General features: G+C 70.0%; 14 protein-coding genes. 7 read left to right on the top strand and 7 right to left on the bottom strand.

The features are described from left to right. Together ACWDA7_RS32500 and ACWDA7_RS32495 are read left to right on the top strand one after the other, a co-directional pair. On the top strand, positions 1–854 hold an 854-nt coding region (locus ACWDA7_RS32500; protein ID WP_450608828.1), incomplete at its 5' end, for an alpha amylase C-terminal domain-containing protein. 301 nt (positions 855–1,155) lie between these two features. Next, the gene (locus ACWDA7_RS32495; protein ID WP_450608834.1) at positions 1,156–1,950 is read left to right on the top strand and encodes an RNA polymerase sigma factor SigF; all 795 of its coding nucleotides are present in this window, start codon (positions 1,156–1,158) and stop codon (positions 1,948–1,950) included. A 262-nt stretch (positions 1,951–2,212) separates the two neighbouring features. Here the strand turns inward: ACWDA7_RS32495 and ACWDA7_RS32490 are convergent, their stop codons facing one another. Then, entirely contained in the window at positions 2,213–2,569 is a 357-nt protein-coding gene (locus tag ACWDA7_RS32490) for an ANTAR domain-containing protein (RefSeq protein WP_450608826.1), read from the bottom strand. A gap of 128 nt (positions 2,570–2,697) precedes the next feature. Between ACWDA7_RS32490 and ACWDA7_RS32485 the strand changes: the two genes are divergently transcribed. The 5 genes from ACWDA7_RS32485 (at position 2,698) to ACWDA7_RS32465 (ending at position 6,349) form a co-directional block, all read left to right on the top strand. Then, entirely contained in the window at positions 2,698–3,357 is a 660-nt protein-coding gene (locus tag ACWDA7_RS32485) for a UdgX family uracil-DNA binding protein (RefSeq protein ID WP_450608824.1), read from the top strand. An 87-nt stretch (positions 3,358–3,444) separates the two neighbouring features. Next, entirely contained in the window at positions 3,445–4,125 is a 681-nt protein-coding gene (locus ACWDA7_RS32480; protein WP_450608822.1) for an ABC transporter permease, read from the top strand. Then, positions 4,122–4,793, top strand: coding sequence for an ABC transporter permease (locus tag ACWDA7_RS32475; RefSeq protein ID WP_450608820.1), 672 nt, complete (start codon positions 4,122–4,124; stop codon positions 4,791–4,793). Before ACWDA7_RS32480 ends, ACWDA7_RS32475 begins: the two co-directional genes overlap by 4 nt. Further along, complete coding sequence (locus tag ACWDA7_RS32470) at positions 4,790–5,725, top strand: ABC transporter substrate-binding protein (protein ID WP_450608819.1); 936 nt, start codon at positions 4,790–4,792, stop codon at positions 5,723–5,725. Before ACWDA7_RS32475 ends, ACWDA7_RS32470 begins: the two co-directional genes overlap by 4 nt. A 102-nt stretch (positions 5,726–5,827) precedes the next feature. Continuing rightward, on the top strand, positions 5,828–6,349 hold the full coding sequence (locus tag ACWDA7_RS32465; protein WP_450608817.1) for a MarR family winged helix-turn-helix transcriptional regulator: 522 nt from the start codon (positions 5,828–5,830) through the stop codon (positions 6,347–6,349). A gap of 34 nt (positions 6,350–6,383) precedes the next feature. On the opposite strand, the gene ACWDA7_RS32460 is transcribed toward ACWDA7_RS32465, so the two are convergent. From ACWDA7_RS32460 to ACWDA7_RS32435, 6 genes are all read right to left on the bottom strand, one after another. Continuing rightward, positions 6,384–7,124 carry a DUF4142 domain-containing protein gene (locus tag ACWDA7_RS32460; RefSeq protein WP_450608816.1) on the bottom strand — a complete coding sequence of 247 codons (741 nt, stop codon included), beginning with the start codon at positions 7,122–7,124 and terminating at the stop codon, positions 6,384–6,386. A 177-nt stretch (positions 7,125–7,301) separates the two neighbouring features. Further along, positions 7,302–8,456: an ABC transporter ATP-binding protein gene (locus ACWDA7_RS32455; protein ID WP_450608814.1), complete on the bottom strand. Its 1,155-nt coding sequence runs from the start codon at positions 8,454–8,456 to the stop codon at positions 7,302–7,304. 22 nt (positions 8,457–8,478) lie between these two features. Then, a complete protein-coding gene (locus ACWDA7_RS32450; protein WP_450608812.1) occupies positions 8,479–9,126 on the bottom strand; it encodes a LutC/YkgG family protein in 648 nt (215 codons plus the stop codon). Beyond that, the gene (locus ACWDA7_RS32445) at positions 9,123–10,598 is read right to left on the bottom strand and encodes a LutB/LldF family L-lactate oxidation iron-sulfur protein (RefSeq protein WP_450608810.1); all 1,476 of its coding nucleotides are present in this window, start codon (positions 10,596–10,598) and stop codon (positions 9,123–9,125) included. Before ACWDA7_RS32445 ends, ACWDA7_RS32450 begins: the two co-directional genes overlap by 4 nt. A gap of 31 nt (positions 10,599–10,629) precedes the next feature. Further along, positions 10,630–11,385: a (Fe-S)-binding protein gene (locus tag ACWDA7_RS32440; RefSeq protein WP_450608832.1), complete on the bottom strand. Its 756-nt coding sequence runs from the start codon at positions 11,383–11,385 to the stop codon at positions 10,630–10,632. A 114-nt stretch (positions 11,386–11,499) separates the two neighbouring features. Then, positions 11,500–12,207: an SDR family NAD(P)-dependent oxidoreductase gene (locus ACWDA7_RS32435; protein WP_450608808.1), complete on the bottom strand. Its 708-nt coding sequence runs from the start codon at positions 12,205–12,207 to the stop codon at positions 11,500–11,502. Positions 12,208–12,304: the final 97 nt, after the last annotated feature.

Here is a 12,304-nt window from a genome sequence, read left to right as displayed (position 1 = left end):
ACGGCGTCACCCGCGCCACCGACCACAGGGGGCCCAGCGGCTTCGGCGGTCTGGGGTTCGGCCTGAAATGGAACATGGGCTGGATGCACGACTCCTTGGTCTATGCGTCCAAGGACCCGGTGCACCGCAAGTACCACCACAATGAGATGACGTTCTCGACGGTATATGCCTACAGCGAGAACTACATCCTGCCGATCTCCCATGACGAGGTCGTGCACGGAAAGCAGTCCTTGGTGTCGAAGATGCCGGGCGACTGGTGGCAGCAGCGCGCCAACCACCGGGCCTATCTGGGCTTCATGTGGGCCCATCCCGGCAAAAAGCTTCTGTTCATGGGGCAGGAGTTCGCCCAGGGCGGGGAATGGTCGCACGAACACGGACCGGACTGGTGGCTGCTGGACCCGGCGTACGGGGCGGAGGCCGACCACCGGGGCGTGCGCGACCTGGTCCGCGACCTCAACTCGGGCTACCGCCACACGCCGGCGCTGTGGCAGCGCGACACCGAGCCGTCCGGCTTCCAGTGGGTGGTGGGCGACGCCGCCGACGACAACGTGTTCGCCTTCCTCCGCTACGGCGCCGAGGGCACACCACTGTTGGCCGTTTCCCACTTCTCGCCGGTCGTGCGCCACGACTACCGCCTGGGCGTCCCCGGTGACGTCCCGGCCTGGTACGAGGTGCTCAACACCGACCTGGCCAAATACGGCGGCGGCGACGTCCGCAACCCCGACCCGGTCCTGTCCGAGCCCGGGTCCGGCGGCCGGATCCGCCTCACTCTTCCCCCGCTGGCCACCGTATGGCTGCGCCCCGTCTCCGGGCCGGGCGGCGAGCGTTCCGTGCGGCGGCCTCCGGGACGTTGATCCGCCACGGATCAGCCCTGGCTACGCCGATTCGCCAATTTCCCGGAGAATTCCCGGACCGCAATTTCCGCGACAGTCGCCCGGTGTCACCAGCGGGAATCGAGAGAACGCTCTGAGTGACTCGCCGGGTGAATTGTTTGGCGCAGTGGAATTCGGGAATGGCTCTTACTAGTGCTTCGGACAGGAGGCACGTCCGTGGGAGCTGGCCCACCAGACCCCGGGTGTGTTTCCCGTGTGCCTGTGAGTGCGCCCTCCCAACGGTGACTGTCCAATCAGCCCCTTGAGGGAGTTGAAGAGCACCATGCGCATCACGGTCAAAGCGAGGCAGCACCCGCACGACGACGCCCCCGATACCAGCGAGGCCTTCGCACGGCTTCGCGGTCTGTCCGGCGGCCCCGAATGGCACGAGCTTCGTGACGAGATCGTCGAGTCATGGCTCCCCATGGCCGAACGCATAGCCCGCCGCTACCGCGGCCGGGGCGAATCCGTCGAGGACCTCTGTCAGGTCGCGGCACTGGGCCTGGTCAAGGCGGTCGACCGCTACGACCCGGGACGCGGGTACGCCTTCGAAAGCTATGCGATCCCGACCATCACCGGTGAGATCAAGCGGCACTTCCGCGACCACATGTGGGTCCTGCACGTACCCCGCCGCGTCCAGGATCTGCGCAACCGGGTGCGGGTCGCGGCCAAGGAGCTCTCGCAGGAGACCCCGGGGCGCGGCCCGACCGTCGCCGAGATCGCCGAGCACGCACACCTCAGCGAGGATGACGTGCGGATCGGCCTGGAGGCCATGGACAGCTTCACCGCGCTGTCCCTGGACGCCGAGGTGGCCGGCAGCGACGACGGGTACGCGCTGGGCGACGCCCTCGGCGAGTCCGACTCCGGCTACGACCTGATCGTCGACCGCGAGGCGGTCAAACCGTGTCTGGAGTCGCTGCCCGAGCGCGAGCGCACCATCCTGTACCTGCGCTACTTCCGCGGTATGACCCAGAGCCGCATAGCGGACCAGCTCGGCATCTCCCAGATGCACGTCTCACGTCTGCTCAGCGGCTGCTGCGCACGGGTGCGCGAGGAGGCACTGGCCGACACCGCCTGATGTCCCGGTCCGTCCTGCCGGCCCCCCTCGTCCGCGGGGTCGGCCGGCATCCGGCCGCCCGGCCGCTCATCGACCGGACGGCCGTTTGCGGTGGGCTCACTGCCGAACCCTCCCGGGAACGGTTTGGCCAGTGCGCCGACCCTTTCCGGACTATCCGCGAGAGGGTATTCGAAACACTTTTCAGGCCGGCTGACTCACTATGGGCGACGGGAGGAGTACCCCAGAGCCATGACCGGAGGGACCTGCGTGGTGTGAGAAGGCGTCAGTGCGGCGGCGGGTCCTCGGGAAGCCGGGTGGGACCGTAGCGGTCGAGTGTCTCCTCCAGGAGGACGCGCACATGATCCGGCAGATCTCCGTTGCGTCCCCAGATGACTATCATCTCCGCGATGTTGCGCAGCTTGATGTTCGCGTGCTGGGAGACCTCCCGCAGCACCTGCCACCCCTCGTCCGGGGTGACATGCCCCAGGGCGACGAGCATGCCGATCGCCTGATCCACGACCGCGTGGGAGCTCACGGCCTCCTTGAGCTGGCCGACCTCCTCCTCCAGCTGGAAGATCCGCTCCGAGTCCGGGCCGGTGGCGTCGGGCCCCTCATGCTCCGGACGGGCTTTCGAGGTCATCGTCCCCTCCGGGTTGGGTGGCGTGCGGCGATGTCGGGCTTCCTTCCCATCGTCACCATACGGCGATGTGTGTGCGAGCCGGGAAGGGGTACTGCGGGACCCGGCACCGGAGCCCCGGAGGTGAAGGTATGAGCCGTTCCGACGACCGGCCGAGCGCCTTTGACGCCACTCCGTTCCTGCCGCGTGACGGCGGCCTGGAGGCGTACCGGCGCGCCGCGGCCGGCTGCCATGGCTGCCCCTTGTACGAGAACGCCACCCAGACCGTTTTCGGCAAGGGAGAGGTCTCCGCGCGGGTCGTGCTGGTCGGGGAGCAGCCCGGAGACCAGGAGGACCGCGCCGGGGAACCTTTCGTGGGCCCGGCCGGCCGCCTCCTCGACAAGGCGCTGGCGGAGGCCGGTGTCGACCGGGACACGGCGTACGTCACCAACGCGGTCAAGCACTTCAAGTTCACCGTCGCCGAACGCGGCAAGCGCCGCATCCACAAGGCTCCCGGTCTGCGCGAGATCTCCGCCTGCCGGCCCTGGCTGCGCGCCGAACTGGACCTGGTCCGCCCCGAGGTGGTGGTGGTCCTCGGCGCGACCGCGGGCAAGGCGCTGCTGGGCGGCTCCTTCCGGGTGACCAAGGACCGGGGGAGTCTGCTGCCGATGCCCGGCACCGACGAGGAGCAGTACGTCGTCGCGACCGTGCATCCCTCGGCGATCCTGCGCGCCGACGACCGGGAGGCCGCCTACGCGGGTCTGGTGTCCGACCTCAAGGTGGTGGCACGGGCGCTGAACGGGAACGCGTAGGGGGCTGAAGCGGCGGTCCGGCAGGCGGCGCCTCGGACGGGTCAGCACAACGAGCGCCCCCGCTCCAACGGCCGGTGCAATGGACGGGTGACCGCGCCCTCGGACGACTGCCTCGCCCGCAACGAATGGATCTGCGGGGAGTATCTGCGCACGCGCCGTCACATCCTGTTGGACGCGGTGCTCCAGCATCTGCAGCTGACCGCCCTGTCCGTGTCCATCGGCCTGCTCGTGGCCGTACCGCTGGCCGTGCTGGCGCGGCGCTGGGGCTGGGCGGCGGGTCCGGTCCTCGCCGCCACCACGATCCTCTACACGATCCCGTCCCTGGCGATGTTCTCTCTGCTGCTGCCGCTGTACGGGCTGTCGGCGGCGCTGGTCGTCGCCGGTCTCGTCCTCTATTCGCTCACCGTGCTGATCCGCAACCTCCTCGCCGGTCTGCGCGCCGTCCCCGAGGAGACCCGGCAGGCCGCGCTCGGTATGGGGTACGGACCGATCCGGCTGCTTCTCACCGTCGAGCTGCCGCTCGCCCTGCCCGCCGCCATGGCCGGGCTCCGCATCGCCACCGTCTCGGCGGTCTCGCTGGTCACGGTTGGGGCCATCGTCGGCTTCGGCGGGCTCGGGAACCTGATCTACGCGGGGATGAACACGTACTTCAAGGCGCAGGTGCTGACCGCGTCCGTGCTCTGCGTGGTGATCGCGGTGGTGGCCGATCTGCTGCTGCTCGCCGTGCAGTGGCTGATCACGCCCTGGGCCAGGGCGAGACCTGGATGAGAACTCTCGGCGACACCTGGGGCTGGCTCACCGATCCGGCCCACTGGGCCGGCGACGAGGGCATCTGGCACCGGCTGGTGCAACACCTCGTCCTGACGGCCGTCTGTCTGGCCGTCAGCTGTGTGATCGCGCTGCCGGTGGCGCTCGTCCTGGGACATCTCGGCAAGGGCGGCGCGCTCGCCGTCAACCTCTCCAACATCGGTCGCGCGGTGCCCACCTTCGCCGTGCTGGTGCTGTTGCTGCTCACCCCGGTCGGCACCTGGAGCGAGGGCCCGACCGTCGTCGCCCTGGTCCTGTTCGCCGTGCCGCCGCTGCTCACCAACGCCTATGTCGGAGTGCGCGAAGTCGACCGCGACGTGGTGCGGGCGGCGCGCGGGATGGGAATGACCGGCCCGCAGACGCTGCTCCGGGTGGAGCTGCCGCTTTCCCTGCCGATGCTCCTGAACGGAGTGCGGATCGCCGCGGTGCAGCTCGTCGCCACGGCCACGATCGCCGCGCTGGCGGGCGGTGGAGGGCTCGGCCGGATCATCACCGCCGGTTTCAATCTGGCCAGTACGCCGCAGGTCGTCGCCGGGGCCTTCCTGGTGGCCGGTTTCGCGCTGATCGTCGAAGGCGTCTTCGAGGCCATTGAGCGGCTGGCACCGCGCTGGACCCGAGGCTCGCCGTGAGACGGTACGCGGCGCTGGCGAGCGTGCTGCTGGTCGCCGCCTGTAGCACGGGCCCCTCGCTGGAGACCCGCGGCCGGGTCACCGCGCCGCCCGGTGACAGCAGGCATCTGACCGTCGGCTCGGCCGGATTCACCGAGAGCGATCTGCTCGCCCATATGTACGCACTGCTGCTGAACCAGGCCGGATACAAGACGTCCATGCTGACCGTCGCCAACCGCGAACTGTACGAACCGGCCCTGGAGTCGGGGCAGATCGATGTCGTCCCGGAGTACGCGGCCACCTTCGCGGACTGGCTGGGCGCCAGGACCAACGGCGCCGGGGCGGCCCCCGCCGGCTCACCCGACCTCGCCGCCACGATGGCCGCCCTGCGGAAACTGACCGCACCCCGCGGGCTCGTGGTGCTCGATCCCGGCCGGGCGGTCGACCAGAACGCCTTCGCGGTGACGCGCGCCTACGCCCGCGAACACAACCTGAGGACACTGAGCGACCTCGGCCGGTCGGGCCTCCCGGTCCGGCTCGCGGCCGGCGACGAGTGCGTGCGCCGGCCGTACTGCGAACCCGGCCTGAAGACGGTGTACGACATCGGCATCACCGGCGTCGATCCCAAGGGCGTCGGCACCACCCAGGCCAAACGTGCCGTGCAGAGCGGGCAGGACCAGATGGTGCTGACCACGACGACGGACGCGACCCTCGACGAGTTCGGGCTCGTCCTGCTCGCCGACGACAAGCACCTGCAAAACGCGGACTACGTCGTCCCGGTCGTCAACCGCTCCCGCGCGGGAGGCGAACGCGTCGCCAAGGCCCTCGGCGCTCTCAACTCCGTCCTCACCACGCAGGACCTGGCGACGCTGAACCGGCAGGTGGACAGCCGGCGGCGACTGCCCGAGGACGTGGCGCGTAGGTACCTCGAGGACCGTGGCCTGCTGAAGTGACGGTGCGGGCGGCGAAAGCGCAGGCAGTGAAGCGGTCATGAGAACGGAAAGGTGTTCCCATCGGGCGGCAGGGCGGCCGCCGCGGCGCGGTAGAAAAGGCCTATGCCGCAGCGCGAGACCCGGTCGGGGGCCATGGACGACGTCGACGCGGTCACCCGGGCGGTCCTGACCGCGTCCCGGCTTCTGGTCGCGGTCTCGGCACGTTCCCTCGCCGAGGTCGAGGAGCGGGTCACCCTGCCGCAGTTCCGCATGCTGGTTGTGCTGGCCACCCGGGGTGCCACCAAGCTGGTCGGGCTGGCCGACCTGCTTCAGGTGGCGCCCTCCACGGCGATGCGCATGGTCGACCGGCTCATCGCGGCCGGGCTGGCCGACCGTCAGACCAATCCGGACAACCGCCGCGAGACGCTGCTGCGGCTCACCGAGGAGGGGCGGAACACCGTCGCCGACGTCACCGCCCGCCGCCGTGCCGAGGTCGCCGCGATCGTGGAACGGCTCACCCCCAGGCAGCGTGAGGCGCTCGTCGAAGCCCTGGCCACCTTCAACGAGGCGGGGGGAGAACCCTCGGCCCCCGAGGCGGAGGATCCGGAGCCGTATCCGCTCGGCTGGGTGGTGGACGCCGGGTAGCCGCGGTACCGCCTCCGGCTCGGTCAGCCGCGGATCAGCCGACCGTCGGACTGGGCGCGGGGGAGGCGGTGTTGATGTTCAGGTCGGGGCGGGGAGTGAGGACGACCATCGGGGTGCCCGGCTGCGGCGGCGGCGGAGTGAGCTGGTCCTTGGGCAGCTTCGGCGGGGTGGTCTCCTGGAAGAGGACCTGGTCGAAGTTGATCGTGCCGGTCTTCTCCAGCACGGTGATGTGGTCGAGCACGGTGTCGTTGGCCAGGTCGGCAAGTTGGCGCACGAGCGTGTTCTTGGTGGTGGCGCGGATCTTGGCGATGGCCGGGAAGATCTGCCCATGGGTGACGCGCATGATGTTGGCGGCGGTGATGTCGAACTGCTTGCCGGACTCGGCGTCCGAGGTCGCCACGAACTGCTGCTGCTGCGGAGTGGCCTGGTTGGGCAGGGTGATGCCCAGCTCGGGGGCGATCTTGCGGCACATCGCGTCGAGTCCGGCGTGCCCGACGATCAGGTGCTTGCCGGCTTCCCGCATCTCGGGAGTGGAGCCCTTCTTCAGCGCGATCTCGCCCAGCGGATACTCCCACAGTCCGGCGGAACGCACCTTGACCACGAAGTCGCGGTCCGCCTCGGTGAGCGGCCCGTAGCGGGTGTTGGCGATGACGCGCTCCGGGGAACTGGACGTGGTCTGGACGCCGATCATCGCGGGGTAGGCGAGGGCTGTGAGGGTCAGGCCCAGTGCGCCGGCCACGAAGACGGTTCCTGCCAAGTTGCGGGAAATGGGCATGCTCTCTCCAGAGGCGAACGGCTCGTACGCCAGGAGGTACGGACGGGCCGGGCAGATCCATCATTGCCCTGTGCAAAAAATTGCACGCCCGTGTGTGTCATGCGTCACAGGGACGGTGGAGTGACGGGCGCGTGCCCGACTGACGACCCCGAGCCGCAACCGGCCGCCTCGCGCCGGCTACGCGTCCGCCACCGAGTCGAACGGCACCTGCCCCCGTGGCACGCCCCGCGCCTCCGCGTCCACGGAGCGCCGCAGTGCCTCGTGGAGCTTGGCCGGGGTCAGGACGCCCAGGAAGTGTGCTCCGTCCAGCACCGCCACCCATCCGGCGTCGTGCTGGAGCATGACCCCGAGGGCCTGCTTCAGCGAAGCACCCACGGGAACCCAGGAGTTCATCCGGTGGGCGTGGTCGCGCACCAGGCCGCCCGTGCCGAGTTCGCCGGCGCCTGCCCAGCCGTGCAGATCGCCGTCCGCGTCGAGGACGACCGCCCAGCGCGCGCCCTGCGCGTGCAGCCGCGCCGCAGCCCGCTCGGCGGGCTCGTCCAGCCGGGCGACGGGCGGCTGCTCCAGATCGCCCGGCTCGATCTCCGTCACCGAAAGCCGCTTCAGTCCCCGGTCGGCGCCCACGAATCCGGCGACGTAGGGTGTCGCGTGCCTGCCCAGTACCGCCCCCGGCGTGTCGAACTGCTCGATCCGCCCCTGCCCGTACACCGCGATCCGGTCGCCGAGCCGCACTGCCTCCTCGATGTCGTGCGTCACCAGCAGCACCGTCTTGCGCACGGCCGCCTGCATCCGCAGGAACTCGTCCTGCAGTTGCTCCCGCACCACCGGGTCGACCGCACCGAACGGCTCGTCCATCAGCAGGACCGGCGGATCGGCGGCCAGCGCCCGTGCCACGCCCACCCGTTGACGCTGGCCGCCCGACAACTGGTCGGGGTAGCGCGGCCCGTACGTCTTCGGGTCCAGGCCCACGAGGTCCAGCAGTTCCTCGGCGCGCGCCCGGGCCCGCGCCTTCTTCCAGCCGATCAGGGACGGCACGGTGGCGGCGTTGTCCAGCACGGTCCGGTGCGGGAACAGGCCCACCTGCTGGATCACATAGCCGATCCGGCGGCGCAGGCGCACCGGGTCGACGGCCGCGATGTCCTCGCCGCCCAGGAGGATCCGGCCGGACGTGGGCTCGACGAGCCGGTTGACCATCATGATCGTGGTCGTCTTGCCACAGCCGGACGGTCCCACCAGCGTGACGAGCTCGCCCTCCGCGACCTCGAAGGACAGCTTCTCCACGGCCATCGTACCGTCCGGATAGCGCTTGGCGACCTCCTCGAACCGGATCATTCCCTCACGCTAAGGGCGCCGGTCACTCCTCGCTCACCAGCACCACCTCAAGGGTGCGTGGACCGTGCACCCCCTCGACGCGGTCCAGTTCGATGTCGCTCGTCGCGGACGGCCCGGAGATCCAGGTCAGTGGGCGTGTCGGGTCGAGCCGCCGCAGGGCCTCGGGCACGGACGACACGACCTGCCCGGGCACGCGGACGATACAGATGTGATGGTCGGGGACGAGCGTGATCCGGCGGCGGCCCTGATCCGGGCCGCCGTCCAGCACGATGGTGCCGGTCTCGGCGACGGCCACCGCGCAGCCGGTCACCACGCTGTCGACGCGGTCCAGGTCGTGCGGCGTGTCGTCCGCGCGGTCGGGGACCTGCTCGACGTCGCACAGGCTCAGCCAGTTCGACGGCAGCCCCGGCGGGACCAGCACGGTCCGGGCGCCGTGTGCGGAGAGCAGTCCTTCCAGGACCGACGGCAGCCCGGGAGCGTCGGCCCGGTGCACGAGCGCCCGGTAGTCCGCGAGGTTCTCGGCGAGCAGCTCCACTGTCCGCGCGACGGAACGCTCGCCGTGCCGCGACAGATAACTGCGGGAAACCGCCTGCTCGTACGGCGTGTCGTCCTGTGGTGCGTCCGCCAGCGCGCGCCGCACCCGGCCCAGGATCAGATCCCTGCTGCTCACTTCGTGTCCCTCCCGCCGTGCGTGCGCTGCCACCAGTCCCGGAACGGTTCCGCCGGCACCGCCGGCAGGTCCCGGCTCGCGGTCCACGCCCTGCCCGGGCCCGGCAGCGTCTGCGGATGGAAGCGGCGCGAGCGCGACGCGAGGCGCTGGCCGGTGCGCAGGGCGCCGGGGTGGGAGAAGGCCCAGCGGGCTGCCCGCATCGCCGCCCGCTCGGCGGCATGCCCCTTGGCCGGCTTCAGGACCACCTTGTTGCCGGCCTGCGTCACGCTGCCGCCTTCCACGACGCGCTCCCGTAGATGGACCAGCACTTCGGGGATGTCGATGGCGACCGGGCATACCTCGTAGCAGGCCCCGCACAGCGAGGACGCGTAGGGTAGTGAGGCGTCGATCTCGCTTTGCATGCCGCGGAGTTGGGGGATGAGGATGGCGCCGATCGGGCCGGGGTAGACCGAGCCGTAGGCGTGGCCGCCGGCCCGCTCGTAGACCGGGCAGACGTTCAGGCAGGCCGAGCAGCGGATGCAGCGCAGTGCCTGGCGGCCGACCTCGTCGGCGAGGGTGTCGGTGCGGCCGTTGTCGAGCAGGACGAGGTGGAAGGTGTGCGGGCCGTCGCCGTCTGTGGTGCCGGTCCACGTGCTGGTGTAGGGGTTCATGCGCTCGGCCGTGGAGGAGCGGGGCAGGGTCTGCAGGAACACCTCCAGGTCCCGCCAGGCCGGCACGAGCTTCTCGATGCCGACCACCGAGATCAGCGTCTCCGGGAGGGTGAGGCACATCCGGCCGTTGCCCTCGGACTCGACCACCACCAGCGTGCCGGTCTCGGCGACCATGAAGTTCGCGCCGGAGATGCCGACCTTGGCGCGCAGGAACTTCTCTCGCAGGTGGAGGCGGGCCGCCTCGGCGAGTTCGGCCGGGGTGTCGGTCAGTCCTTCGGGGGCCGGGCGGCCCCACTCGCCCATCTGGCTGCGGAAGATGTCGCGGATCTCACCGCGGTTGCGGTGGATGGCGGGGACGAGGATGTGCGAGGGCCGGTCCTTGCCCAACTGCACGATGAGTTCGGCGAGATCGGTCTCGTAGGCGCGGATGCCCTCGGCCTCCAGCGCCTCGTTGAGCCCGATCTCCTGGGTGGCCATCGACTTGACCTTGACGACCTCCGACTGCCCAGTCTGCTTGACCAGTTCGGTGACGATCCGGTTGGCCTCGTCCGCATCGGCGGCCCAGTGGACGATGCCGCCCGCGGCGGTGACCGTCTCCTCCAACTGCACCAGATAGCGGTCCAGATGCCGCAGGGTGTGGTCCTTGATCTGCCGGCCCGCCTCCCGCAGCGCAGCCCAGTCGGACACCTCCGCGACCGCCTTGGCCCGCTTGGCCCGGATGGTGTGCGTGGCGTGCCGCAGATTCCCGCGCAGGGTCTTGTTGCCGACCGCCTCGTGCGCGGCCTCCGGGAAGGCCGGCATCCCCAGATACGTCCCGCTCATGCGATGCGTCCCTTCAGCAAGACGACGGCACTCATACCAGTGACTGCTCTTCCGTGCTGGCCAGGATCTCCGCGATGTGCACCGGCCGCATCTCCGTGCCGAGCCGCGCCATCGTCCCGCCGATGTGCATCAGACAGGAGTTGTCGGCGGCGCACAGCACCTCGGCACCGGTCGACTCGGCGTTGCGCACCTTGTCGACGCCCATCGCCGCGGAGACATCGGAGTTCTTCACCGCGAAGGTGCCGCCGAACCCGCAGCACTCCTCGGCCCCCGGCAACTCGACCAACTCCAGTCCCTTGACGGCCTGGAGCAGCCGCCGCGGCCGCTCGCCCAGCCCCAGGCTCCGCAGTCCGTGGCAGGTCGGGTGGTACGTCACCCGGTGCGGGTAGAACGCGCCGACGTCCGTCACGCCCAGCACGTCCACCAGGAACTCCGTCAGCTCGAATGTCTTCGGGACCACCGGCGCCAGCGTGGTCGCCAGCCTGTTCCCGCGCCCTTCTGCCCGCGCCCGCTCGCCCATCCGGGGATACAGCTCCCGCACCATCGCCCCGCACGACCCGGACGGGGTCACGATGGCTTCATAGTCCCGGAATACATCGGAGAACTTCACCGCGAGCGGCTCGGCCTCATGCCGGTAGCCCGTGTTGTAGTGGGCCTGTCCGCAGCACGTCTGGGCCATCGGGAAATCGACGTCGACGCCCAGCCTGTTCAGCAGTTTCACCACGGCACGACCGGTGTCCGGATAGAGCGTGTCGTTGACACAGGTCAGGAACAGAGCGACACGCATCATGGCTCCTAGTGATCGGTCATCGGATCAGTGCAGCGTAATCCGCGGAGGCGGCCGTCGGGGAGTCCCCGGCTCACGACAGGGTGAGCCGGGCCTCGCCGTCCACCACGATCATTACCAGGGGAGTGGGCCCTCGACGTCGAAATAGCCCCCCGTGGGGCCGTCCGGACCCACCTGTGCCATACGGACGATGATCTCCGCGCCCTGCTCGACGGTCTGGATGCCGGTGTGGTGGTTCAGGTCCGTGGCGGTATAACCGGGCTCCACCGCGTTGATCCGCATGGCTGGGAACGCCTTCGCGTACTGCACCGTGATCATGTTGACCGCGGCCTTCGACGCCGGATAGGCGACACCCGGATAGGCGTACGTCGGCGTGCCCTCGGCGCTGACCCGGGTCAGCGAGGCCAGTCCGCTGCTCACGTTGACCACGACCGGGGCGGCGGAGCGCTGGAGCAGCGGCAGGAACGCGTGGGTGACGCGCACCAGGCCGAAGACGTTCGTGTCGAACAGCGTCCGCATCGCCTCGGCGGTCAGGTCCGCGGCTCCTGGCACGCCACCGTCCGGTGTCCGCGCTTCGATACCGGCGTTGTTGACCAGCACGTCCAGTCCGCCTTCGGCCTCGATCGACTTCGCCGCGGCCGCGACGGACGCGTCGTCGGTGATGTCGAGGACGACCAGGCGCGCGCCGAGTCGTTCGGCGGCCAGGCGCCCGCGTTCGGCGTCCCGGCTGCCGATGTAGACCGAGTGGCCCGCCTCGAGCAGTCGGCGGGCGGTCTCGAATCCGAGACCCTTGTTCGCTCCGGTGATCAGTGTTGTCGTCATGTCTCAAGAGTCGGATCGCGGAGTGCGGTCAGCCAGGGACCCTGTCTTCCTGGGACTGCCGGTACCAGGATGCTTCGCGGCCGGCGGTGCACACTGG

Source organism: Streptomyces sp. NPDC001156, from assembly GCF_053598275.1.
Note: the sequence above shows the minus strand (reverse complement) of the source record. Positions and strands in the feature narration are given on the sequence as shown.